Source organism: Bacillus sp. NPDC077411 (genome assembly GCF_044543425.1).
GTDB classification, from domain to species: Bacteria; Bacillota; Bacilli; order Bacillales; family Bacillaceae_G; genus Bacillus_A; species Bacillus_A bruguierae.
The window spans coordinates 41,111-66,774 of the sequence record NZ_JBITWA010000015.1 but is presented as its reverse complement, the minus strand read 5'-3'; the positions used below and the strand labels follow the sequence as shown (position 1 = coordinate 66,774).

Annotated in this window: 25 protein-coding genes and 1 pseudogene; 8 read left to right on the top strand and 18 right to left on the bottom strand. The window is 34.5% G+C overall.

Going from position 1 to position 25,664, the window contains the following annotated elements:
* Positions 1-27 precede the first annotated feature (27 nt).
* Together ACIGHG_RS18130 and ACIGHG_RS18125 are read right to left on the bottom strand one after the other, a co-directional pair.
* Entirely contained in the window at positions 28-474 is a 447-nt protein-coding gene (locus ACIGHG_RS18130) for a GNAT family N-acetyltransferase (RefSeq protein ID WP_396549747.1), read from the bottom strand.
* Between the two features lie 255 nt (positions 475-729).
* A complete protein-coding gene (locus ACIGHG_RS18125; RefSeq protein ID WP_396549745.1) occupies positions 730-1,653 on the bottom strand; it encodes an alpha/beta fold hydrolase in 924 nt (307 codons plus the stop codon).
* A 217-nt stretch (positions 1,654-1,870) separates the two neighbouring features.
* Between ACIGHG_RS18125 and ACIGHG_RS18120 the strand changes: the two genes are divergently transcribed.
* On the top strand, positions 1,871-2,632 hold the full coding sequence (locus tag ACIGHG_RS18120; RefSeq protein ID WP_396549743.1) for a DODA-type extradiol aromatic ring-opening family dioxygenase: 762 nt from the start codon (positions 1,871-1,873) through the stop codon (positions 2,630-2,632).
* Positions 2,633-3,082: 450 nt separating this feature from the next.
* On the opposite strand, the gene ACIGHG_RS18115 is transcribed toward ACIGHG_RS18120, so the two are convergent.
* Both ACIGHG_RS18115 and ACIGHG_RS18110 read right to left on the bottom strand, forming a co-directional pair.
* Positions 3,083-3,787, bottom strand: coding sequence for a CPBP family intramembrane glutamic endopeptidase (locus ACIGHG_RS18115; RefSeq protein WP_035434439.1), 705 nt, complete (start codon positions 3,785-3,787; stop codon positions 3,083-3,085).
* Positions 3,788-4,098: 311 nt separating this feature from the next.
* The gene (locus ACIGHG_RS18110; protein ID WP_396549806.1) at positions 4,099-5,022 is read right to left on the bottom strand and encodes a GNAT family N-acetyltransferase; all 924 of its coding nucleotides are present in this window, start codon (positions 5,020-5,022) and stop codon (positions 4,099-4,101) included.
* 393 nt (positions 5,023-5,415) lie between these two features.
* Between ACIGHG_RS18110 and ACIGHG_RS18105 the strand changes: the two genes are divergently transcribed.
* Positions 5,416-6,549, top strand: coding sequence for a CapA family protein (locus ACIGHG_RS18105; protein ID WP_396549741.1), 1,134 nt, complete (start codon positions 5,416-5,418; stop codon positions 6,547-6,549).
* A gap of 92 nt (positions 6,550-6,641) precedes the next feature.
* Entirely contained in the window at positions 6,642-7,178 is a 537-nt protein-coding gene (gene msrA / locus ACIGHG_RS18100; protein WP_336473984.1) for a peptide-methionine (S)-S-oxide reductase MsrA, read from the top strand.
* A 71-nt stretch (positions 7,179-7,249) separates the two neighbouring features.
* Here msrA and ACIGHG_RS18095 read toward each other — a convergent pair whose 3' ends face one another.
* From ACIGHG_RS18095 to ACIGHG_RS18085, 3 genes are all read right to left on the bottom strand, one after another.
* The gene (locus tag ACIGHG_RS18095; RefSeq protein ID WP_336473985.1) at positions 7,250-7,888 is read right to left on the bottom strand and encodes a FusB/FusC family EF-G-binding protein; all 639 of its coding nucleotides are present in this window, start codon (positions 7,886-7,888) and stop codon (positions 7,250-7,252) included.
* 145 nt (positions 7,889-8,033) lie between these two features.
* Positions 8,034-8,297: a CD3324 family protein gene (locus tag ACIGHG_RS18090; protein WP_090912094.1), complete on the bottom strand. Its 264-nt coding sequence runs from the start codon at positions 8,295-8,297 to the stop codon at positions 8,034-8,036.
* Positions 8,298-8,403: 106 nt separating this feature from the next.
* Positions 8,404-8,580: a hypothetical protein gene (locus ACIGHG_RS18085; RefSeq protein ID WP_170857684.1), complete on the bottom strand. Its 177-nt coding sequence runs from the start codon at positions 8,578-8,580 to the stop codon at positions 8,404-8,406.
* Between the two features lie 183 nt (positions 8,581-8,763).
* Between ACIGHG_RS18085 and ACIGHG_RS18080 the strand changes: the two genes are divergently transcribed.
* A complete protein-coding gene (locus ACIGHG_RS18080; RefSeq protein WP_090912096.1) occupies positions 8,764-10,398 on the top strand; it encodes a putative polysaccharide biosynthesis protein in 1,635 nt (544 codons plus the stop codon).
* A gap of 51 nt (positions 10,399-10,449) precedes the next feature.
* Here ACIGHG_RS18080 and ACIGHG_RS18075 read toward each other — a convergent pair whose 3' ends face one another.
* Positions 10,450-11,667 (bottom strand): MFS transporter, encoded by a 1,218-nt coding sequence (locus ACIGHG_RS18075; protein WP_336473986.1) that lies wholly within the window; start codon positions 11,665-11,667, stop codon positions 10,450-10,452.
* A gap of 258 nt (positions 11,668-11,925) precedes the next feature.
* On the opposite strand from ACIGHG_RS18075, the gene ACIGHG_RS18070 reads away from it, so the two are divergent.
* Positions 11,926-12,486 (top strand): GNAT family N-acetyltransferase, encoded by a 561-nt coding sequence (locus ACIGHG_RS18070; protein ID WP_336473987.1) that lies wholly within the window; start codon positions 11,926-11,928, stop codon positions 12,484-12,486.
* 60 nt (positions 12,487-12,546) lie between these two features.
* Here the strand turns inward: ACIGHG_RS18070 and hflX are convergent, their stop codons facing one another.
* The 5 genes from hflX to ACIGHG_RS18045 form a co-directional block, all read right to left on the bottom strand.
* Positions 12,547-13,809 (bottom strand): GTPase HflX, encoded by a 1,263-nt coding sequence (gene hflX / locus ACIGHG_RS18065; RefSeq protein WP_336473988.1) that lies wholly within the window; start codon positions 13,807-13,809, stop codon positions 12,547-12,549.
* 480 nt (positions 13,810-14,289) lie between these two features.
* Positions 14,290-14,841, bottom strand: coding sequence for a cobalamin biosynthesis protein CbiN (locus ACIGHG_RS18060; RefSeq protein WP_336473989.1), 552 nt, complete (start codon positions 14,839-14,841; stop codon positions 14,290-14,292).
* 235 nt (positions 14,842-15,076) lie between these two features.
* Complete coding sequence (locus ACIGHG_RS18055) at positions 15,077-15,871, bottom strand: polyphosphate kinase 2 family protein (RefSeq protein WP_396549736.1); 795 nt, start codon at positions 15,869-15,871, stop codon at positions 15,077-15,079.
* 251 nt (positions 15,872-16,122) lie between these two features.
* Positions 16,123-17,232, bottom strand: coding sequence for a DUF4179 domain-containing protein (locus tag ACIGHG_RS18050; RefSeq protein ID WP_396549734.1), 1,110 nt, complete (start codon positions 17,230-17,232; stop codon positions 16,123-16,125).
* The gene (locus ACIGHG_RS18045; protein ID WP_336473992.1) at positions 17,217-17,792 is read right to left on the bottom strand and encodes an RNA polymerase sigma factor; all 576 of its coding nucleotides are present in this window, start codon (positions 17,790-17,792) and stop codon (positions 17,217-17,219) included. The genes ACIGHG_RS18050 and ACIGHG_RS18045 overlap by 16 nt, the downstream gene beginning before the upstream one ends.
* Positions 17,793-18,287: 495 nt before the next feature.
* Between ACIGHG_RS18045 and ACIGHG_RS18040 the strand changes: the two genes are divergently transcribed.
* Positions 18,288-20,111: an APC family permease gene (locus tag ACIGHG_RS18040; protein ID WP_336473993.1), complete on the top strand. Its 1,824-nt coding sequence runs from the start codon at positions 18,288-18,290 to the stop codon at positions 20,109-20,111.
* Positions 20,112-20,193: 82 nt separating this feature from the next.
* On the opposite strand, the pseudogene ACIGHG_RS18035 reads toward ACIGHG_RS18040, so the two are convergent.
* Positions 20,194-20,484: pseudogene (locus ACIGHG_RS18035) on the bottom strand (protein kinase); the annotation flags it as partial.
* 319 nt (positions 20,485-20,803) lie between these two features.
* On the opposite strand from ACIGHG_RS18035, the gene ACIGHG_RS18030 reads away from it, so the two are divergent.
* A complete protein-coding gene (locus tag ACIGHG_RS18030) occupies positions 20,804-21,205 on the top strand; it encodes an SMI1/KNR4 family protein (RefSeq protein WP_396549732.1) in 402 nt (133 codons plus the stop codon).
* Positions 21,206-21,350: 145 nt separating this feature from the next.
* Here the strand turns inward: ACIGHG_RS18030 and ACIGHG_RS18025 are convergent, their stop codons facing one another.
* From ACIGHG_RS18025 to ACIGHG_RS18010, 4 genes are all read right to left on the bottom strand, one after another.
* On the bottom strand, positions 21,351-22,625 hold the full coding sequence (locus ACIGHG_RS18025) for an MFS transporter (protein WP_396549730.1): 1,275 nt from the start codon (positions 22,623-22,625) through the stop codon (positions 21,351-21,353).
* A gap of 147 nt (positions 22,626-22,772) precedes the next feature.
* Positions 22,773-22,934 carry a hypothetical protein gene (locus ACIGHG_RS18020; RefSeq protein WP_396549728.1) on the bottom strand — a complete coding sequence of 54 codons (162 nt, stop codon included), beginning with the start codon at positions 22,932-22,934 and terminating at the stop codon, positions 22,773-22,775.
* A gap of 122 nt (positions 22,935-23,056) precedes the next feature.
* Positions 23,057-23,635, bottom strand: a complete 579-nt coding sequence (locus ACIGHG_RS18015) for a GNAT family N-acetyltransferase (protein WP_090912117.1) — start codon at positions 23,633-23,635, stop codon at positions 23,057-23,059.
* 569 nt (positions 23,636-24,204) lie between these two features.
* The gene (locus tag ACIGHG_RS18010) at positions 24,205-24,753 is read right to left on the bottom strand and encodes a DUF4241 domain-containing protein (protein ID WP_336474003.1); all 549 of its coding nucleotides are present in this window, start codon (positions 24,751-24,753) and stop codon (positions 24,205-24,207) included.
* 237 nt (positions 24,754-24,990) lie between these two features.
* Between ACIGHG_RS18010 and ACIGHG_RS18005 the strand changes: the two genes are divergently transcribed.
* A complete protein-coding gene (locus tag ACIGHG_RS18005) occupies positions 24,991-25,464 on the top strand; it encodes a hypothetical protein (protein WP_396549726.1) in 474 nt (157 codons plus the stop codon).
* Positions 25,465-25,664 lie beyond the last annotated feature (200 nt).

Sequence of the window (25,664 nt, the reverse complement as noted above, 5' to 3'; positions counted from 1 at the left end):
CAAAATATCCGATTAGACTGACTCAATTTACACATCACACCGCAAAAGTGGCAATAGGCGATTTTTAAAAACAGTAGAAGGTGTTTCTCCTATTAATTTCGCTCCCATTTTTATGTAATACCCTTTCGCATTTGGATCACTATCAATCGTAAAACTCTTCATATTTAATTCAACTGCTTTTTGAACAACACTTTCCCAAAGAATTCTGCCATAGCCTTTCCCTTTGTAAGTTGGGTGTAGGTATAGAAAATCAAGACTGTCTACTTCTTTTCTCTGAAAGGAAAAAAAGCCAATCATTTCTTGATTTTCTTCTAAAATATAAACATAATTATTCTTAATATATTGTTCTGTAATTGTTAAGTCTTCCTTACACGCTAATATAAATTCTTCACTATAATTCCAAGTTGCTTTTGAGGATAATGCGAGGTTACTTAGCTCGTTTGCTTCTTCTAATAGCGCTTTTCTAACAATCATTGATTCATCTCCCTTTTTTCTTTTATACACACAGAGGATAAAATTCTTTTATTTCTGAATATTAATTTTAATATTATTTTCTATTCCCATTCCAAAAAAGAAACCCCACCTATATAAATAACGGGTTTACTTGTGAGGTGAAAAGCGTAAAATAACACACTATTTTCCAGTACAAAAGTCGCCATTTCTGTTAAGGCGACTTTATTTGAAATATAGGATATCTTTCATAGCAAATTGCTTAGGTAAGTTCCTCTCTTACACAACATGCTCGTCTAACCAAGAAATCACATCCTGGAACACTTCCTGTCTGTTTACCTCATGGAACATTTCATGCCGTCCGTTCTCATATAAACGGATGGTAACATCTTTAACACCACATTTTTTATACATTTCATATACTTCTTGAACCCCTTTCCCCATGTTTCCAACTGGATCACGGTCCCCCGAAAAAATATGAATAGGAAGTTCTTTTGGTGTTTTCTTATATGCTTCAAGTTTGTTCACCATCAGCACACCGTTAAATAATTCACGGTAAAAACTCGTTGTACAAATAAATCCACATAATGAGTCTTCTATATATCTATCAACTTGCTTCGTATCTGAAGACAACCAATCAAACTTCGTACGGTTTGGCTTAAAGTGTGAGTTAAAATTACCAAATGATAAGAAGTTTAGCATTGGACTTTTCATTTTTGCTCCGCGAAGCTTCATTTCAATCGTTGCCACTTTATGGCCAATGACTCCTAAAAATCCTGGATTCCCTCCTGTTCCTGAAATAAGAAGTCCATTATATAGCTCACCGCGAAGCTGCACGGCACGTCTTGATAAGAAAGAACCCATACTATGTCCTAATAAGAAAAGCGGACAAGTATGCTTCTTACGAATAAGCTCTGAAACGAAAATCACATCAGAAACAGCTTGATCCCAACCCACATTCGGCTCAAAATGACCATAATCTTCTTCCTGCTGTACGGTTTTTCCATGTCCGCGATGATCATAAGCATATACTCCATATCCAGCTTTCAATAACGCTTCGATACATTCCGTATATGCACCAACATGTTCTGCCATACCATGTGCAATTTGAACAATTCCACGAGGTTCATTTTTTGGCAACCATTGACGTAAATAAATTTCTGATTCATCCGATGTCATTACGAATCCTTCTTGTCTATTCATTTTGACTCCCCCAAGCCTATAATCTATTTCACAACAATATGAATCTATCCCCCACAAAATGAACTATGATTCATTTTTCTTCCTATAAATTATATGTAAAAGCTTTTCTTATTACAAATCATGAGATTTTTATTTCTGCCACTTTATTCTTGACGAAACAAACATAAAGTTATATAGTTACTTACATAAAGTAATTAAATTATTGGAGGTAATAATTATGATGCCATCATTATTTTTAGCACATGGTTCTCCTATGCTAGCCATTGAAGATACAGACTATACGAGTTTTTTACAAACACTTGGTGAAACATACAAACCAAAAGCAATTGTCATTTTTACAGCTCATTGGGAAAGTGAGATTTTAACTATTTCTTCTTCAGACAGTGCATATGAAACAATTTATGATTTTGGCGGTTTTCCTCCTGAACTATATGAAATAAAATATGCAGCAAAAGGTTCGTCATCTATTGCAGCAATGCTAGAAGAAAAATTTAAAAATCGCGGAATTGCGGTTCAAAAAGATACAACACGCGGATTAGATCATGGCTCTTGGACACTCCTGCACCGTATGTATCCAAAAGCTGATATACCTGTTGTTCAAATCTCAGTAAACCCTTTCCTTCCTGCAAGAGAACAATATGAAATTGGAAAAGCTCTTCAAGGACTTGGAGAAGAAAATATTTTAGTTATTGGCAGCGGTGTTACCGTGCACAATTTGCGAATGTTAAAATGGGAACAAACTACACCTGAACCATGGGCTGTTGAATTTGATGAATGGCTCATTGATCAAATTCAGAATAACAGTACAGACACCCTATTCAACTGGGAAGCTGAAGCTCCCCATGCACGTTTAGCTGTTCCAAGGGCAGAACACTTTGTACCTCTTTTCATTGCAATGGGAAGTGGTAATGCCAAGCCCAAAGTAATTCATCGAAGCTATGAATTCGGAACTTTAAGTTATCTTTGTTTACAATTCTAATTACTATTTTTAAAAGTAAAAAACCGACAGACTCTCTTTCTTTTGGGAGGGCAAGAGCATCTGGCCGCGTATAGAAGCGGTCAGGTCCTTTTCCTACCACATGCCATATTTAAAACAAAAGGAGTAAGCAAGTAGCGATCAAAATGTATTCTGCAAAGCAGCGACTTATGTGTTGATGTAAGTTTGGAATAAAGTTTGATTAAAAACACCTCATAAACCCTTAATTTATGATAAATAAAAAGAAACCATTTTGAAAAAAGTTTGATTAAAATGGTTTCTTTGCTTATTAATTAGTATAGTAATTTATAAAAAAGTTTGATTATTTTTACTCAACTAAAACTCCCCGATAGTTGATTTTGAATATAGTTCACTATCTAAAGTGAAAATAGGATGCTTTAAAAGCATGTATAAAGTAGCATTGGATACTTCACCTGCTTACAACAACTTTTACTATCCCATCGTTGTCAGCAGCACCATAATTCCATTAGTTAGACCATGAATGATGACTGGTGCCCAGATTGAATTGGTTCGTTCATACGCCCATGCAAAGACTATACCACTCAAGAAGTTTACAGGCATCGCGTTATAAGTTGGAATGTGGATAATTGTAAAGATTACTGAGCTTAGAAAAATGGCCACTATCATACCTAAGCGTGTACGTAACCATCGATATAAAAAACCACGATAAAATATTTCCTCATATATTGGTGAAATGACCGCCGCAGAAATAAAGGCAATAAGAACTGTAAAGAAATTTACGTTTTGCTGCATAGCCTCAGTTTTGCTGTTCTCATAAGTATTCCCAATAAAGCTAGTAAGTGCCATCACTATTACATCACCAACCATTAATATAATAGTTAGTAAAACAATAATTTTCCAATCCTTCATAGACAATGACCTGATTCCTACTTCACTCCAAGAAAGCTTCTTTGGACGAAGAACGATAAAATATACACCTAAAACTAAAACAATCGCTATTGTTAACCCTATTAAAGTTCCTGAATATAACTCATTATCAAACCACTGAGAATAAATAGGCTTTACTAAGAATTTTATGCATCCTATAACAAATACAAATTCAAGTAGCATCATTAATAAAAATTCTTTTAATCCCCAATGGTCTTGCTCCTTCCAATTCATGTCGCTTTTCTTCATTTACCATTCCTCTTTCTTTGTATTCTATATCCTAACTATAATAGATGACGTAACGTCACTTACAACCTTCATTTTCATGAGGAATTAAATAAATCGATGGATTACAGGAAGACAGGTATTCAAGCGACATAATTTCACTTCCAGAATAAAAAAACACCCCTTTAGATATGATTACCTAAAGGGATAAAGCATTGCGACTTTGTTAAAAACATCGCATCTTTTTTATAAACATCGTGACTTTATTTCAACCATATATATATGTGTATATATAAAATCAAAGAAGTCCAGCATTTCATCACTGGACTTCTTTTTTATTTTCTAATGGAAACTTCCTTATCAAAGCGAACAAATTTACTCTGCACTTTCATTCCAGCTGTTTCGTATACGCGAGGTGCGCCTGTAATATTCTCAGAATCTACATGTAGATGAACTTTTGTAATTCCTTCTTGTTGCAATTGACCAAATGCATGATGTAATAGCGCTAATCCTAACCCTTGTTTACGCCTAGAATGCCTTACACCTAAGTGAGTAATTTCAGCTTTATTGTCAGTGCCCTTTTTACTAAAGATAAAACCAACTACTTCATCTCCATGCATCGCTAGTGACCATAATGTAGGATGAAAGCCTTCTCTTTCGGTACGTTCCATAAACTCTTCTAGCGTAGAAGGATGCGAATTCCAGTGGTCTGCAAAGACTTCATTAAAAGCTTGATGCAACCTTTCATCGTCCACACCTGATATGTAATGTCGTACAGTAATATCTTTTGGCCATAATGGTGATGGAACATTTGATTTTAATTCCATTCCCATCCCCCACCAAATACGAGTTGGAATAAAACCAGCTTCTTCTAATATTTTTTCCTCATAGTTATTATTTGCTTGCGTTACAATCATACCGTCCAAGCTAGGTGAATACTCTACGAGCTCCGTAGCACGCTCTTCAAGCTTCGACCATAATGAATATTCAATGTCTTGATTGATATAATCAGGATTTATGAATACGGCAGAAGGAAATTGTCTTTCATTTCCAGTAAGAATTCCGTATCCGATTACATTTTCATCTTCATTTATAACTACATAAGAGCTCTTACTCACATCAATACCTTTCCATGAGTTGATAATATCCTCTTCTGTTGTATCAATTTCACCGTAAATAGCTTGATCGTAAGTCGTACATAGCTTTACAATTTGTTGTAAATCTTCTTGTGTTGTTGTTCTAACAAATAGACCATTCACTTTATTCCCCATAAATTCTATCTTCCCTTCAAAAAAGAAAACGAAAAATTCTGGATATTATCCATTGTAAAACAAGATACTATTAATTTCCATTTTTATTTTAATTTCAATACAATCCCCCTCTTTAAATAGCCATTATGACATTGAATATCCCTTCATGTTCTAATATTTTACTTGAAAATTCAATTTTCTTACTTTCCTTCAAATCCATTTTCATATAAAGTTATAAGTAGAATTATAGATTTATAAACATCTAGTTTATTAACCACCCTCATTGCTCTAATTAAACCTCTCGAGTTACCTTAATATTGAAATCATTAAAATTCGATATTTGAATATTTTTTAAAATTAATATCCCTACATACTACTAATTTTATATGGAAAGGACTACTTATGAAAATTCGCAAACGAACATTACTAAAACGTACTATAGTATTAGCCGTACTTTTCACCCCGATAATCTTATTAATCAACTATGCGCTAAATTCAGAAACGAAAAATGAGCAAAATACAGGAGTAAAAAATAAACAAACAGAAAAAGCAAAAGGAAAAGAACAAACAAAAAAACCGAAAGAAGATCCTGAGATTACCCTTACATTCTCGGGTGATACAATGTTTGATTGGCAATTGCGACCTGTTATTCAAAGTAAAGGTGCTGATTATCCATTTCAGCATGTAAAACCGGAAATAGAAAAAGCAGACTACTCATTTGTAAATCTAGAATCTGCGTTTACAACTCACGAGAAAAAATATCCTGGCCAACTGTTTTGGATTAAAAGCGACCCTTCTACACTAAAAGCTATTAAAAATACAGGCTATGATATTGTTAATATCGGAAATAATCATACTCTCGATTATTATCAAGAAGGCTTATTGGATACAATTTCCCATGTTGAAAAAATGGGATTTCCGTATATCGGTGCAGGAAAAAATACAAAAGATGCATATACATCGAGAGAAGTTACAATTAAAGGTAAAAAATTCACATTTCTCTCTTTCGTTCGTTTTATGCCTGACGCTGCATGGGCAGCTACAGATAACAAACCTGGTATTGCAAATGGTTACGATTTAAACCTAGTCACAAAAACAATTAAAGAACAAAAGAAAGATGCCGATTATATGATCGTGTATATGCATTGGGGAGTCGAAAAAACAAATCGCCCTGCTGCTTATCAAAAAGAATATGTTCAAAAAATGGTAGAAGCAGGTGCAAATGCGATTGTTGGAAGTCATCCCCATTGGTTACAAGGATTTGAATATTACGATAAAGTTCCTGTTGCATACTCACTTGGAAACTTCCTCTTCCCTGATTATGTAAAAGGTCATAGTGCAGAAACTGGAGTTCTAACGATTAAATTTAAAGGAAACGACGTCCGCATGTCATTTAATCCTTATATGATTCGCAATAACCAAATTACACCGCTTCAAGATACAGAAAAACAAAACATGCTGCAATATTTACAATCTATTTCAAACGATGTACAAATTAATCAAAATGGAGACATTATGAATAAACGAACACAATAAATTTTTATTATTCTTCCTGACTTTTCTCTTGCGATGATTCAAAACATATACGATACTGTATAAAACATATCAATTTAGGAGAATTAAATACGATGGAAGAAAAACAATATGAACTTGCAACTTTTGCTGGCGGCTGCTTTTGGTGTATGGTCAAGCCATTTGATGAACTGCCTGGTATACATAAAGTCCTTTCAGGTTATGCAGGAGGACATGTTGAAAATCCAACATATGAGGAAGTAAAATCGGGAGAATCTGGACATTTAGAGGTCGTTCAAATTACATTTGATCCTACTATATTTCCTTATCAAAAGTTATTAGATTTATATTGGCCGCAAATCGATCCAACAGATGACGGCGGACAATTTTTCGACCGCGGCCCATCTTACCGTACAGCAATTTTTTATCATAATGAAGTACAAAAAGCGCTTGCTGAAAAATCAAAGTTAGCATTAGCCGAAAGCGGTATGTTTAAAGACCCAATTGTAACAGAGATTCGCCCAGCTGCTCCTTTTTACGTGGCTGAAGAATATCATCAACATTTTTATAAAAAGAATCCAGAAAAATATGCACAAGAGCGGAAAGAATCTGGTCGTGAAGACTTTATTAAAGCAAACTGGCAAAAGAAATAATACAATAAAGAAAAAAGGACACAAATAGCAGTGTCCTTTTTCTTTTCCCTATTCACAACTGTATCCATCACTTATTTTCTCAATCTCTCAATAAAATCATCTAATTTATCAAGTGAAGTCATATTCTGATTACACACTATACTATCTTTGCAAATATAGTTTCCCTTTTTAACAAAGGTACCAGGTACATCACCTTTTATTTCAACAAGAAACATTCCCACTTCTTCATGTTTATGGCACAATGAACAAATGCTTTTTTTATTTATACTTTGAAATGTACCTTGCACACCTACAAGCTTATTATCTTTACGAGCTATTATGAACTTTCTGTTTGATCCTTTATCAATCCAACTTAGATAAGATGTCTCTTTCATATTGATTTCTTCCATTTCAGGCAGTTTAAGCTTTTTAGCCTTAGGAAATAATTTTTTTAATGTTTGCTGTGACATTTCTTGAAACGGTATGACATATGGCGATAACTTGAGCAAAAATGATTCTGCATCCTCTCTATTTTGAATCGTCAAAATCATATCCATTAATTCTTTTTGTTCATCTGTCAGATCTTCAAACAGATGTAGTACTTTTTCTATCGCCAGAGATTTCAGTGCAGCAATAACTCCCCTATCATTCGCAGTTGCATGTCCATTCACTAGAATATAAGCTTGTGATTTTATAAAGTTGTATTGATCACTTCTAATAAAAGCATTCATTTCTATCACTCCATACAAAATTGTTTATCTATTTTTTATTTTATACAATGCATTTGCTTTATAAAATGCAGAAGATAATTTAGAAACAAACTTTACATACAAAAACACTGAGCATTTTATATAAAAAAACTCAGTGCTTTTATCTTTATTTGGAGTATACTATTTTTTTTATAGTTTCAATGGAGAGAAAATATTCTTCAGCTAATTGACAAATTGATGTTCCGTTTTTAAAAGCATCTTTAATTGCTTTATTTCGATCATCAAGTTGCTTTCTCCCTCCAGAGCGCGTGCCCCACTTATGATAAGCATTTTCTTGTTTTGGAATATAAATCGTTTCGCCTTGCACATACTTTTGAATTTCTATAATCAACTTTTCAGGTAAAACAGTCGCTGCTTTTACATATTTCATTTCCGCTCGCCCCTTATTTTTTATGTTTCATCTAAATAAGGTGCAAAGCCAAATATAAGAGAAATGATACAAGTCCATTTAGGCGATTGTATGTTAGATTATTTGTCTACCTCATGCAAAGTATCGCCGTTTCCATACTTGGCTTTGCATGAGACGCTGCAGTATCTAGCAATTTCATTGTAATCGCCATATCAACACCTCCCAATATCTCTTTTGAATCAATCTTATTATATGATAAATTTTTCCTAATTGCATCTTCATGTCTTTTTAATAATTGTGTCATCAAGAATAATCTAAATTATCACACTTCCCTCAAAATTACAATTCCCTACTAAAATTTCGCAAAAAAAACACGCTTTGTAAAAATTATTTAATACTAAATTTAGTATTTTACTTTATAAAATACCAAGACAAGTTTATAGTAGAAAAAGATGATTCTTAAGCAACCAGAGTAGGAGGAAGTATTTTGTCTACTTCAAAAGTATTAAAAGGCACTGCCCTGCTAAGCGGTGCGACAATGATTTCACGTATTTTAGGTTTTATTTATTTCTTCCCATTTCAAGCTTTAGTTGGAAGTGAAGGAGTTGCTTTATATTCTTATGCGTACTCCTGGTATGGAATTTTACTAAGCTTTTCAACGGCAGGTATTCCTATCGCCGTTTCCAAATTTGTTGCCAAATATAACGCTTTAGGAGATTACAGTACAAGTAAAAAATTATACAATTCCAGCTTAAAAGTAATGATGTTTATGGGATTCCTTGGTTTCTTAATTTTATTTTTCGGTGCACCATACGTATCGGAATTAATTATCCGATCTAAAACACCTGAACCTGGATTTGTCGAAAATGTAACATTAACAATGCGTGCGCTAAGTTTTGCACTTATTATTGTGCCAGCAATGAGTGTTACCCGCGGTTATTTCCAAGGTTTTCAATATATGAAACCAAGTGCTGTTTCACAAGTTGTGGAACAAATTGCTCGTGTTATTTTTATTTTAGTTGGAAGCTTTATCGTTTCTAAACTATTAGGCGGATCAGTAGCATCTTCTGTAGCAGTTGCAACATTTGGCGCTGTTATTGGAGCAATTGCTAGTGTTTCCATGCTCATTATGTACTGGAGAAAATACAATGGGCTTCGTCCGCCAGAAGGAGAACTAAAAACCCGCTCTTCTTCATTCTCCTTAACAAAGATTTATATGGAACTGCTTCGGTATGCGATTCCAATTGTCTTTGTAGGTATTGCCATTCCACTTTATACATTAGTGGATCAATATACAGTTGCCGATGCACTGCGGGCAATCGGTACACCGCTTGATAAAGCAAACGCTGTGTTCGCTTACATTACGAACTATGCTCAAAAATTAATTATGATACCAGCATCACTAGCAACAGGCTTTTCACTTACAATCATCCCGGCAATTACACAGTCATTTACGGGTGGTAAATTAGAAGAGTTGCAAAACCAAATTGAAAAGATTTTCACAGTCTTATTATTTTTCACAATTCCAGCATCATTTGGACTTGCGAGCATCGCATACGATGCATTTCGCATGGTATATTTTGATCACAATACAGCATTAGATGGTTCACAATATTTAATCTCATATGCACCATCCGCTGTAATGAGTGCAATCTTCACCGTATCAGCTGCTATTTTACAAGGTATTGATTATCAGCGTAAAACAATGATTGCTTTTACTGTTGGTATTATTGTAAAAGTTATTGTCAACACGCCGCTTCTATACCTACTCGGTGGACACGGCGCTGTATTAGGAACTATACTTGGTTACCTCGTTTCTGATGTAATCATGTTATACTGCATTGTGAAATATACAAAGTTTAACATCGTAAAAACTGGTAAAACAATATTACTTATTACCATTTACTCGGCTGCGATGTCTGCTATAGTAGTTGGCGTAAAAACGTTATTAAAATGGTTAATTCCTGGCCAGTCATATATGGAGTCATTATTAATTGTGGTCGTATGCGGTGCCCTTGGCGGACTTGTTTACTTCGCTTTTGTATTTACAAGCGGCCTTGCTTCTGACATTCTTGGCGATCGTATCAATCGACTACCATTATTGAAAAAATTAAAACTATAGATATTAAAAAGGTGTAACTTATATGTCAAGTTACACCTTTTTATACGCTGACTACAGTCTTTTCATCGTTTTACGGTCATTTGGCAATAACCATGATGATAAGCCAATTAACGGCAGAGTGCTGCATAATATCATAATAAAGTTAAGGCTATATATATCTGCCAATTTTCCAAGTACAACTGCTCCTAGCGCCCCAAGTCCAAATGCAAGTCCGACAATTAATCCAGATACCATACCAACTTTACCTGGAACAAGCTCCTGTGCATACACAACAATCACACTGAAGCTACTAGAACTAATAAATCCAATACAAAGAAACAATGGAACAACCCAGACGAGCGAAACGTGTGGCAATAATAGCGCTAGAGGTGCTGAACCGAGCATGGAAAAAACAATAATATTTCGCTTTCCAAACCGATCTGCTAATGGCCCGCCAAAAAACGTTCCAAGTACGCCAGCAATCATGAAAGCAAATACGTAAAACTGTGCATTCTTAATAGATAATCCATAATGCTCAATTAAATAAAACTGATAAAAGTTTCCAATCCCTGCTCCGTACCACGAGCGAACAAATGTTAAAAATACAAGTAAAACAATGACAAACTTAATTCGGCTGCTTATTACTAAACTTTCAGCTTCTAGTGCAGCACGTTTCTTACTTCTTACAGCCCCGCTTGCTAACTCGCCTTTATACCATGTAGAAACAAAGTATAATAAGATAATTCCAACCATCGCAAAGCCTGTAAACCATACTGTTCCAATTTGACCAAGCGGAACAAATACAAGTGCCGTAAAAATGGGGGCAAGCGAATTCCCTGTATTTCCTCCTACTTGATAAATGGATTGTGCTAAACCACGTTTTGCTCCCGCTGCCATATAAGCAACACGTGCGCCTTCTGGATGAAAGACAGCAGATCCGAGTCCAATAAATAAAACTGATAAAATGATAATAAAAAAGTTCGGTGCAAACGCAAGTCCAATCATCCCAAGCATGCTTGAAAACATTCCTAGTGGCAGCAAATACGGGGAAGGTTTCTTATCTGAATACATCCCAAACACCGGCTGCATAATGGATGATGTCATATTGAGAGCAAAGGCAATCCATCCCACCTGCATATAGGATAAATTCATCGACTTTTCTAAAATGGGAAACAGTGCCGGTACAACTGCCTGCATCGAATCATTCAGAAAATGCCCTAAACTAATCGCAAATAAAATACGGTAAATCGTTGGTGCATTCATCGCATTCGGCTTTGCTATTGTCTGCATGCTACACGCTCCTCTCCTTTTGTGTTCAAAACAACCTCTGCATATGTTTCACACACATTTACTTTTCTGACTTTTTAAACAAAATATATTCTATACCTCTTTTTCATCTTTTTCCACTTCTTTGCTTACTACCATGCAAAATGAATATACCCCCAAAACCTAATAAAACTTCATTTTTATTAAAATTCAGAAAAAACATTTACCATATACATCCATTCATGTATCATAATATAAAATAACAAGTAAGGAGCGTTTCTCATGAATCCACTACTATTAAATTTCCCTTCGGAGTTCTATACGGAAAGACTTCTCATAAGGATGCCAAGACCTGGAGATGGAAAAGAAGTATATAACGCTATCAATGAATCTATTGAAGAATTAAAACCTTGGATGCCTTTTGCACAAAAAGAACAAACGGAACAAGAAGTAGAAGCAAATATTAGAGATTCTCACGTAAAATTTTTAGCGCGTGAAGATTTACGATTACTCATTTTCCTTAAAGACACAGGTGAATTTGTTGCCTCTTCAGGGTTACACCGCATTAACTGGGATATTCCGAAATTTGAAATTGGGTATTGGATTGACTCCCGTTTTAGCGGAAAAGGATACATGACAGAAGCTGTTACAGGAATTGTAAATTTCGCTTTTCATGAATTACAAGCAAATCGAGTAGAAATTCGCTGTGACTCAAAAAATGTAAAAAGTCGTGCCATACCTGAAAGATTAGGTTTTAAATTAGAAGGTATTTTAGAGAATAACAGCGTTTCAGTAGATGGGACGGAATTAAGAGATACATGTATATATGCAACGAAAAGATAAGGAAAAGAAGAGCTACTATCCAGCAGCTCTTCTCTTCTTTTCTTCTTTCAAGTGAACTCTTTAACTTATTACATACCTTTTATACTTTTCCAAATCACTCATTTTACATTCCACGGTAATCTTCGTACCTTCATTTTCATAGTCTGTCGATAAAACATGAGCATGCTCGTTAAAATACGAAATTAACTGTCCTTGATCATAAGGAATTAACATTTCACACTTTGTATAATCCTTATAAATTTGCGTGCGAATCATTTGCACAAGTTCATCGATACCTACTTTTTGTTTCGCAGATAAGTACACGCGATTATCTTGTACTTTTGGAATTTCAATATCAATAACATCTGCTTTATTATAGGCATAAATAGTTGCAATATTTTCTACACCGATTTGTTTTAACGTTTGATTTGTAATCTCAATTAGATGCTCATAGTTCGGATTTGCATAATCCACAACATGAATCAATAGATCCGCCTCCGCTACTTCTTCTAACGTCGAACGGAACGCTTTCACAAGATGATGCGGCAATTTACTAACAAATCCAACGGTATCTGTTAATAAAAACGATTTGTTATCTGGCAATTGAATGTTTCGCACAGCTGTTTCAAGCGTCGCAAACAACATATCTTTTTCAAATACTTGTTTCTCTGCAGATCCGTTAAACATTTCAAGCATCGCATTCATCGTTGTTGATTTCCCTGCATTTGTATACCCTACTAACGCAACAACAGGTACCTCATTTTTCTTGCGCTGTTTACGCTGTGTTTGACGCTGTGCAACGAGCGCTTCTAACTCTTTATTTAACACAGCAATTTGCTCTTCAATCTTACGGCGATCAAGCTCTAATTTCTTCTCCCCTACCCCTTTGTTTTTCGTACCAACACCACCGCTTTGTCTTCCTAACGATTCACGAAGGCCAATTAAACGAGGCATCATATATTGCAAATGTGCTACTTCAACCTGTAGTTGCGCCTCTTTCGTCTTAGCACGCTGCGCAAAAATATCTAAAATTAAGATCGTACGATCAATCACTTTACAATCTAAATCTGCTTCTAAATTTCGAATTTGTGAAGGCGATAACTCATCATTGAAAATGACTAAATTCGCATCTGCTTCTTTTACGAACGCTGACACTTCTTCAATCTTACCCGTTCCAATATAATGAGATGGATTTACACGATGTAAATTTTGTGTTACTTTCCCTATCACTTCAACATCGCACGCTTCTGTTAAATTCGCTAACTCCTCCATTGAATATTCGAAATCACTTTCACTATTTAAATTCACTCCAACTAATATTGCTCTTTGTACTAGCTGTTCCATATATTTATTCCTCCATTTCGATTACGCGCAAACTAAAAAAACACAAGCTGCTGCCTGTGTTTTTCATAAACGGATGAAAGCATAACAAATAAACATAAAAAAGCATCGCTTCTTGCGTGTTCAATGGTCGTCAAATCCAGCATCATACAACATAAAAAATGTTTGTATACATGCATTGCATCATTCTGTTTTAAAGGTAAAACAAAAAGAAGGCGTATTCGTCCTTCCCTCTTTTCACATATAAGTTCAATAGGGTTCCTTTAAAAAGACAGACCAATCCCGTTTACTCTGTACACAGACAGAGCCTTTGAGCGCTATTCAATTATTGGCACAAAGTATTGAGACGTAATCTGATTAAGATCAAAGGAGACCCCTCCGTTCATTAAAAGTTACATAAATTTTAGCATAATTATGTAGCTGATACAAGAATAAACTCCATTTATTAACATAAAGAAAATCGCCATTTTTCTATTTTATTCATCATTTTTTGCGTTTATTTCTTATTATCAATACACCTATACCCATTACAAAGAAAGCTAAACCCAACATGATGATACTTCTTGTTCTATGATTATTCGGCATAGCATGTTCAACATTCACTTGTTTCGTTGGAACTTGTCCCTTCGCAATATGATTTAAAACAGATACATCATTCTCTGCTCTTTGCAGCTGTTTCGTACCGCTACATTCAGACGTATACAACTGACCGTTCGTACCTCTCTTTGAGGAAAAGACAAGATAACTTTCTCCTTTTGTAAAAGGAACCATACACGAGCCTAGATTGGTATAGATAATTATTTGAGATGTATCTGCACCTTTCCAATTTGCCTTCACCTCAAATAATATAGCTTGTCCCTTTTCACTATCCTCTTGAATTTCCATTACTTTCCCTTCAAATACTGCATCATGTTTTCCGAATGATCCCTCCACTGTTGAACCTTTACAGTCACAAGCATAAATATGAGGTGCCAAAGAATTAAAAATACTGCCAAAAGATATGACAAATACAAAAATATATATGATTCTATTCAAATCCATCTACCCCTTCGCAATTCTCTTATCACCAAAAATATAAGATGCAGTCATAATAATTTTTCAAAATGCATTTAATTGCTCTTTTCGGAAGAATAAATAAAATAGAAAGGTGCTAACATGCCACTTCAAAAAAACTTTATTCTGTATAACAGGTAATATGGATCCCAACTTCAACATTAAGAGAAAAACAAAGAAAATAGATTCATTCCAGTCGAATGGAACGACTTAAATCTTATACTTGTTCTGTCTTCTCTTGCTTTTCTTCTTTCATTTCATGATAATATGATGGCAGTTCTATACCATGTTCTAAGAAATAATCTTCAATTAATGAAATGATCACTCTCAATGTTTTCACACGCGCATACAACTTATCATTGCCAGGTATAATATGCCACTTTGCATTTGGTTTGTCTGTTTTTTCAAACATATCTTCTATTGCCTCGACATATTCATCCCACTTTTCACGATTGCGCCAATCTTCATCTGTAATTTTCCATTTTTTAAGCGGATTTTGCTCTCGGTCCTTAAATCGTGCTAACTGTTCATCTTTACTAATATGATAGAAGAATTTTGCTACTATGTAACGATCGTCTGTTAATAATTTTTCAAAATCATTAATTTCATCGTATGCCCTCGTCCACTCTTCCTTTATAGCGAAACCTTCAACGCGTTCGACCAATACACGACCGTACCATGAACGATCGAAAATAGTAATTTGGCCATATTGCGGGATTTTCCGCCAAAATCGCTGCATATAATGATAGCGTTTTTCATGAGGAGCAGGCGCACCAATTGGATTTACTTGCAGGCCGCGTGGATCAAGATGCTCAGTAATTCGTTTAATTGCTCCCCCCTTCCCAGCAGCATCCCAGCCTTCCATAGCCATAATAACGGCTATTTTTTCTTTTCGTAAAATTTGCTGCAACGCCAGTAAACGCATTTGATATTTTTCAAGCTTCTTATTGTATATTTTTTTTGATTCCATTCTTTTCGTTAAATCTATTTTTGCAAGACGACCATTTTTCATAATAAAATCCTCCTTTTCAAACAATTAACAATTATTTTAACATAATTTTCAGTATTTTACGAATACACATATCAAATATCAAAACGTATTAACTATAATCTTAATTATTTATAACATCTAAAAAGAACTTTATTGTGTAAATCAAGGTTTTCCTTATGGCTCCAGGTATTCCATCATCACTCTTATCTACCTTGTTACTAACATACAAAGGACTGTTCTATCTAAATAAAACAGCCCTTTCAATTCATATGTTATTTTTCTAATTCGATAACCATATCTTTTAATACAAGTTCTTCTTTATCACTACCAATTTTTTTTAATAAAGAAAATTGCCTTTCTCCACTTTCAGTCCCTCCATAGTTATCAACATTGTGATTACTTAACATAACACGAGGAGTTATAATAAGTTTTGTAGCATTCTGATTGATTTTTTGAAATGTCTTACTTCCATTCAAGATATTAGAACCTTCATCACTTATACTCCCGTTTCCTTCTCCAGCATAACTATTCCCTAAATCATCTTTAATTCTCAAATCAACATATACTTCATCCCACCTGTTTTTCATATACTCAGAAACTTCTTGTTTATACGAAATGATAAATGACATCGGTGATATGGATAACTTCTCAATAGATACTTTTACTCCATCTTGTTCTACACTACTATGAATGAATTTTTCTTTACTCTCTGTTGCCTTTAGGGTGAGGTCAAAGTTCCAATTCCCTTTTATTTCCTTCTGCGTATCTGAGATTGTAATACTATCTATTATCCATTGCATGTTTACACTATCTTCTGTAGTTGCTTCCAAATTACTAGCAGTTAATAAACCGACATACTTATGTTCATCTACTTTTTTAATCCCATTACTTCCTGACATGGATCCGCTCCCTTTTATTTTTAGAAAGTCCAAAGTAAATGGATTGTCGCCTAAATCTTGATCACTTTCAATAGAATACGTTAAAGACACTGTCTTCCCATCATAAATTGCATCATGTACGGTGAATTTAATTCCGTTACTCTCCTGAGTAAGATTGATTTCATTCGAGTACTTCTTATACTCTTGATGAAGTCCCGTTCCTTCCTCTTTATTTATTTTAACTTCGTCATGAAGTTCAAATCTTTCGTTATCAAAAAATCTAAAAATATCTCTTATAGCAGGAATACTTCCCGCAGAAGCAGAAAGCGTTAGTCCAAACATAGTAGCCACTAAACAAATTGCAACAGAGGCTATCGTAACACGCTGTTTCCAACCGCTCATTTTGTTCTTCTTACTATATAACAGTTGTTCAATATTTACGCGCTGCGGAAATGAAGTTCCATTCACTTTCTCATGAAATGCCTTCTTTATTTGTCGATCCATAGACTCACCTCCGTATCATAGTCTAAAAAAACAGTATGAGCTAAATGATCCTTTAGCTTTTCTTTCGCCTTATAAAGACGCGACTTTACTGTCCCTTCTTTCACATGTAACACTTCTGAAATTTCTAAAATAGACATATCCTGATAGTAAAAAAGAATAATAACAATTTGATGTTTGAAAGATAATTGTTGTACTGCATCGAGAATCATCTGCGACTCTTCTTGTATGAGATAATTATGTTCAGGTGTTTTCCCATCTTTTATACGAAACCATGTTTCAGGTTGCAAAAGAGCAAAACGCTTTTTTCGTTTCTGTTTTAAAGTTGTATGAATTAAAATTTGATGAAACCAAGTTTTAAACGAAGCAATCTCTCCATTAAAACGATGAATAGATTCATATGTTTGTATGAGCGATTCCTGTACCGCATCTTCCGCTAATCCTTTATCATCCACTATGAGATAAGATGTTTGGTATGCTTTTTGTATATACGGTTGTAGTAGTTGATTAAATGCCTCCTTGTCTCCTTGTTTGACTTGTTGAATTAACCGTTGTTCCTCCAAACTCTTCCCTCCTTATTTTTTATTCTATATACTTATTACCATCAAACTAGAAAAAAGTTCACTTTTCCCCAATTTTTTCATAATACATTTACGTCCTCTTGTTTAAAATTTTAATAGAACACATTTTGTCACCCTATTCTCCATAAGGTTTTTGTGAATTTTATCCATACAAAGAAATAGACATTCATCCTTTTATAGATAAACCATCCTTTATTCAAGACAAAAAAAGTGTCCATATTTCTTTAGATATGGACACTTTAAAATAAACAAGGGGGATTTCATGTTAATAGCAGGAGAAATGAGGATTAGAAACATTGAACTCCCTACTTAATAAAGTGAAACTTCCATTCTTTTTACGTAGAAAAAAGGGTATTCTGTCACTGTTTTGTCAATTTACTAAAAAAAAAGAATGAATTCATAATAAAAATATCTATTCACCCACTACCAATTGTGATATTCTTTTCATTGGAAAAATTACATATTGGTGGTGCATCCATGTTTTCAGTATTCAAAAGGTTTTTAATTGGTAGACCTCTTAAATCAAATGCATTAGGTGAACAAAAATTAAATAAATTAAAGGCATTAGCCATTCTTTCATCTGATGCTCTTTCTTCTGTTGCTTATGGAACAGAACAAATTTTAATAGTTCTTGCAACAATTGGATCGGTCGCTTTTTGGTATTCCATTCCAATCGCAATCGGAGTTCTCGTTTTGTTAACGGCACTTATTTTATCGTACAAACAGATTATTTATGCTTATCCACATGGCGGAGGAGCTTACGTTGTTTCCAAAACGAATTTAGGTATAAATGCTGGGCTTGTTGCCGGTGGATCCTTGCTGGTAGATTATATTCTTACCGTAGCTGTAAGTGTATCAGCAGGGACAGATGCACTTACATCCGCATTTCCAGTTTTACATCAGTACACCGTTCTAATCGCTGTAATACTTGTTATTTTTATTACCATTCTGAATCTTAGAGGAGTAACAGAATCTGCTTCTATTCTAGCTTATCCTGTCTATCTCTTCGTATTAGCACTTATCGTATTAATTACTGTTGGAGTCTTTAAAATTGCAACTGGACAAGCGCCAGCAACTTTGCATACACCTATTGGTACGGTAGCACCAGGAATTACATTATTCTTTTTATTAAAAGCATTCTCATCTGGGTGTTCTGCATTAACAGGGGTAGAAGCGATTTCAAATGCAATTCCTAACTTTAAGGCGCCAGCTGCTAAAAATGCAGCCACTACTTTAGTAATGATGGGAGCAATTCTTGCAGTCTTATTTACTGGTATCACCTTTTTAGCATATTGGTACGGTATTGCTCCGAAACACGATGAGACTGTTGTCTCTCAAATTGCTTCGGATATATTCGGAAGAAATTATGTATATTACTTTATTCAAGGAACAACTGCACTTATTTTAGTATTAGCTGCTAATACGGGATTTTCCGCATTCCCATTACTAGCTTACAACCTAGCATCAGATAAATATATGCCTCGCATGTTTTTAATGCGCGGTGATCGATTAGGCTATTCAAATGGAATTATGACCCTAGGAATTGCTTCCATTATTTTAATTATTGCGTTTCAAGGAAAAACAGAACAATTAATCCCGCTGTACGCAGTTGGTGTATTTCTTCCTTTCACCTTGTCACAAACGGGAATGATTATAAAATGGCTGCGTGAAAAGCCAGCAGGATGGTTACCGAAATTACTAACAAATTTAGTGGGCGCACTTATTTCATTATCTGTATTACTTATTTTCTTTATCACAAAGTTTACACATGTATGGTCTGTTATGATATTCCTGCCAATTATTGTGTACATCTTTCATTGTATCTATAAACATTACGATGCAGTTGGAGAACAACTACGTATCGATCCAAATGAAATTCCACACAAAATCGAAGAAAACATTGTCATCGTACCCGTTGCTGGAATTACAAAGGTAGTCGAACAATCCATTAATTATGCTGAGGCTATCGGTGATACTGTCATCGCTGTATATGTGGCCTTTGATAAAGAAAGTGAATTAAAGATGCAGCAAAAATGGAAAGAATGGAAACCTGATGTTCGTCTTATTACAGTTGTTTCTTCTTATAGAAGCTTAATGAGACCTATTACAAAATTAGTAGCAATGATTCAAGAGAAAGCACAAGAAAATCATCATTCCGTTACTGTTCTCATTCCGCAGTTTATAACAAAGAAAAGTTGGCATAACTTTTTACACAACCAATCAAGTGTTTTATTAAGGATATACCTTCTATATAAAAAGAATGTTATTGTTTCAACTGTTCCGTATCGATTTAAAAAATAGAGCAATAGAAACTATTAAAAGTTTCTATTGCTCTATAAAGACGCGACCCCTAACTATAAATAAGTTAGGGGTCGCGTTTTTGTTTATTTGATTCTTCAATCGTCAGTTTATTTTCTTTTAGTTTTTCATGAATGACGGAAAGAGTTAATTTAACAGTGTATTCTTCATCAACTGTGCTACTAAACTCAAATAACTTCCCTTCAATATCATCTATCTTTGCTTTAGACATTAAGGATATCTCAATTATTTCATATGGCGGACTGTCACTTGCTTCAATCACTTTATCACACCATTGAATTACTTCAGCTTTACTCCACAACCCACAGCAAAGCCCTAAGCCATAAATACGGGTTAATTTTTGAACTAAATCCAAAGCTTCTCACCTTCAATTCTTCATACGCATCTTTATTTAATTTTAACTCTAAAATGGGATGAGTTCATTAAGAATTACAGATTTTAGAGAATCAGAACAACAAGTCAATGTTGCTATAAGAAAAAATGAAGTATATAGTAAATTTAAATAGTCCTATTGTATTGTGCCAATAATAGTAAGCCTGTATTTCTAGAATTAATATATATAGGTAACTACAAAAATTACATAATATTTGTGGTTTATAAGAAAAATTAAAGTCAGCGAAAGCCTGTAGAAATATAATATGGGATTTTCAAAAAATTATTTGGAGTGTTGAGATGTGGTATACAAAGAGATCCTAAAAAAAATCCATGATACACCTACTGATTATAAATTTGATAAATTAATTGATTCCGTTATTGATGAAGACTCAATGTTGGATGGTATTCCCCAAGATTATATTGACTTCTTAAAAGAAGTTGGATATGGATTCGTTTCTGATGGATATTTTATGTTCTATGGAGGACTAATCGAAGCTGATGAAATATATGATGCAGATGACAACCCAGAAATAAAAGATATTTTATTATTTGGTGATAACTTTTCTGGTGATGCAATAGGCTTTCAAACTACAAATAACTGGTCAATTGTTGAAATCTGGCATGAGGACTTATCAATTGTACCAAGAGGCGAAAAAAGTTTTAGAGAATTAGCTGAAAGAATATTTTTGAGAGAATTATAGATCCGTTTAATGATCACTTTATTTAAAACAGAAAAAGCATTCCACTAATAACTTTGTGAGATGCTTTTTTAATTAACCCAATTTATTCTCTGCCTCTTCTCTCTTTTTATGTCCATCTACAAAACTTTCTGGCCCTCTACTCTATTTAATGTTCTCCACCTTTTCTAGACCATATCACAACAGGAATAAGCAATAAGGCTAAAGCTCCTCCAGCTAATGATAATGCTGCATAACTTGAATTAGCTACCACCATGCCGGACATCGCTCCACCAGAAGCCCCTGCCAATGCAATAAAAACGTCCACTTTCCCTTGCGTCTTTGCACGTGTTACAGGTTCTGTTGAATCAACAATTTGAGCCGTTCCACTTATTAAACCGAGATTCCATCCTAATCCTAGTAAAGAAAGGGCAACAACCAGAAGTATTAAAGAATCGCTCGGTGCAATAGCAGCTAACACCCCAGCACTAAGTAGTATAACTCCGGAAGCAATGCTCATTGCCATTCGACCAATCTTATCAACAAGAATTCCTGTAACGAGTGATGGAAGATACATTGCGCCTACATGAAACCCAATGACAAGACCCACTTCACTTAAGCCATGACCATGGTGTTTCATATGTAAGGGAGTCATCGTCATAATAGCAACCATGACAACTTGCGTAAGTATCATAACGATTGCCCCAACTGTAATGCCTCTTTTATTTGTTATTGATTTTTTAGCTATCGAATGCTCTTTATATATATGCTTCTGTTTATATGTTTCTATCATGTTTGCTACAAGTAATGGATCTGGACGAAGCATAACGAAAAGTACGAGACCCGCTAAAAGAAATGCAGCTGCTGATAATATGAAAGGACCAGCAAGTTCAGGAATACCAATAGAACGAGCAAAACTCCCCATTACACCTACTAAGTTTGGTCCCGCTACCGCACCAAAGGTCGTCATAACCATTGTAATACTAATAGCAGTTGCCCGTTGCTTCTCATTTGCTAAGTCTGTACCGGCATAACGAGCTTGTAAATTTGTGGCTGTACCTGCACCATAAATCAGCAGGGAAGCAAGTAAGAGAATAATACTATTTGTTAAAGTGGAAATTACCACTCCAATAGCCCCAAGCCCTCCTACCATAAATCCTGTCGCGAGCCCTATTCGACGCCCATAACGTTGCGAAAGCCTTCCTACTATGAAAGCGGCTCCTGCCGATCCCATTGTAAATATAGCAGCTGGCAACCCTGCGAATGCATCTGTCCCAAGCATTTGCTGTGCGAGAAGTGCGCCTACCGTAATTCCAGCAGCTAACCCCGCACCACCAAACATTTGTGAAATACTTACGATTACTAACGTCCGTTTATATAACTTTTGTTGTTCTTCTACTGTATACATATGATTCATTATTGAATCATCAGCTTTATCTAGCATTCCCTCACCTTCCTTATAAAAAATCTCCCCTTTTTTAAATGTACTATGATTACTGTTTCATATTCAATAGCATTTCCATTCGTTCTTTTTGTTCTAAAAGAAAAAAAACAAAAAACTGCCCAAATCCTACGCTTGATATATTATCATTTAAATATAATAATCTTTAACTTCAATAATAACTTTATTATTTATTTTTATCTTAATTCCCTGTACTATTTCAATCATTTCATTGGGACTTACTTCCTGTCCCTTAATATCAATACGGACTGTTTGTTTTATTCCTTCAAGTAGAAAAGGCGCAAATCGCACCTCTTTTCATTATATTTCTCCTTATTTCATTACATAACATATACCAAACAGAATTCTTACTAAAAATAATATGTCGTTTCCACAACTTAAAACCGTAACTTTCACGATTCTATCTAAATTATTTAGTAGTTTTTCTGAAGTAAGAGCTGCAAATTCTCTTTAATAGTAAGCCATTCCTTAGAAATAACACTATAAACACAGGCATCTCTTGTTTGTCCTGTATATAAGGTTCTTTCATTTCGTAAGACGCCCTCCTTTATAGCTCCTAAACGCTCAATGGCTTTCTGTGCCCGCTTATTTTGAAGGTCTGTCTTAATTTGAACTCGAACCATCTGTAATGTTTCAAAAGCATGCCTTAATAATAAATATTTACACTCTGTATTAATACTCGTTCTTTGAACACTAGGAGCATAGAATGTATAGCCTAACTCCAATGTTTTATAATCAGCAGATATATCGTATAGGCGAGTGCTACCAACGATACTGTTAGTAAACTGGTCTACAACAACAAACGGAAGTACAGTGCCTTCTTTATAACTTTCTAGAGCTTCTTTCACCATCTCTTCCATATCATGTTGGCTTCTCATTTGTCTTGGCATATACGACCAAAGAGAAGGTGTCTCCTCAATAATTTTATATAATTGTTCGGCATGTTCTAATTGCATGAGCTGAAGTTTTACCCGATTTAGAGTAAGTTCCATACTAGACTCCCCTTTTCTTACATGTTTAGTCTATATCCTTCTTCATTATGTACTCTGTTTGTACTTCATTGACAGCTTGATCAAATGTAGTCTTGTTTTTTAAATTTCTAACAGTCTAATTAAACATCTGCTATAACATATTCTATCAACTGGATATACAACGGTTGTTTACCATTTGGCTGAAAGTCTTTAAATATTTGAATGAGCCTCCCTTTAAATATTGCCTTAAAAAAGAAAAGAGAAAAAGAACCACGCGGCGGGCTTTTATACCTGCCTGTGGTTCCATATTATGTTATGAGATGAAAATTCCACTTGTTTCTTTACGTGACATTCTTATTTTAACTACAACTTATGTGATGAAACGTCTAATTTATAATACTTGTACCTAATTTGAGACGAAAAGGTGAAGAATTACTTCTTTTACTAAGTCAGACCTCATACTTAAAAGCCCCCTATTTAGAATAATTAATTTCTTCTCTGGTACTAGCTATGTAAAATGTTACTGACATAGTTTATGCTTCATTCAAAAATTCCTCCGTTCTAATGAACCTAAACTCCGTTATCCAACGTTATTCTTCCTCATAAAAATCTATCAGAACACCAACAATTTGATTACTTTCATCACGTTGAATGTGAACTGGATACCAACCGTCTCCTAAACCTGAAACCGATACTGCACCACCTATTATTATTCCCGCCTGATCATCTTCAGCAGTTATATCGCTACAAGCTACATAAAATTTTAGTCCTTCTTCATCCATATCTATATCGAAAGTGTTCTTTACCTCATATGTAATCATCTCATCTTTTCCATAAACGGTTGAATCGAAAATTCCAGCTTGTGCAGCATCAACTCCAATACCTTTATCCAGTTCTATCCAAGCGCTATCTTTATTTGTTTCAATATGAGAAGCAACAAGCTTTGTAACGACTTCATCTTCGGAGTAATATACAGTAGCTTTCCACTTGCCTTGTTTTGCAGGAGTTAGCAGTAAAGATAAATCCTCATCTGCTACATATTCATCTTCCGTAACTGCAAATTCTATTGAATAACAAGGGTCACTCACAACAATCTTATTACTTTTTATCTCAAAGATACCTAATTCTTTTAATGCCATATAAAACACTCCAATTAAAAATTACTTACTTTAATAATACAGTTTAAATCCCATTTTTATAGTGTATGTCTATCTTATACAAGAAAACATTACAGACTCCTCTCTTTTCACATAATCAGTGCTATTGGAAGCAGATATCGTCTAATCCGTATTTTACCACTAATCATTTGATACATATTACCTTTTATTTGAAGAAATAGTAAATAAGATAAAATCCTGTACTTTGGAGGTTGGAATATGCGAAAGATAACAGTTGTTCTTTTTTGTATGGTGTGTTTTATATTCAGTAGCAATATATTAGCGAAAGCTTCTTCGTTTAGTAATCTTCCTATGTCAAAGTCCTCTGAACATTGGCATTTGAAAATTGATAAAGCTGACGATGATCCAAGGCTTTCGAAACCAAAACCAGGCGTAATAAATACATATAGTCTAGATGTGAAGAACCTAGGAGAAGATGTTTATAATTTAGATGTAGATATATACAGTAACTTTAACGATTCCAAAACTTTGCGGGGAAATATGGACGCGCTTGAGACTGAGAAAGCAGTCACCACTAATGAGTGTCATTTTCCTAATTTTCCTGTGTCAGTAAAAGCAAAAGGTATTACGGTTATTGTTACATGGCAAGAGGACCTACCAAAGACGTTAGAAAATGGTCAAAAAATACATGCAAGAAAATATAAAGAAATATTTGTGTTCGATCAAAAATAAATGATAAAAAGCTCTCTTTAAAATTAGAGAGCTTTTATCATTTATTCAAATATGAATATCATATATGTAAAATTGATATAACAAGTGTTATCGTAAGTAAAAAAACGAATCATTTCTTATCCATCTAATGACAATAAGAGGTGCAATTTGTACTAAGCACCAAAAGTTAGACTTTTTTCGGAATGATTCCTCACTCTGAT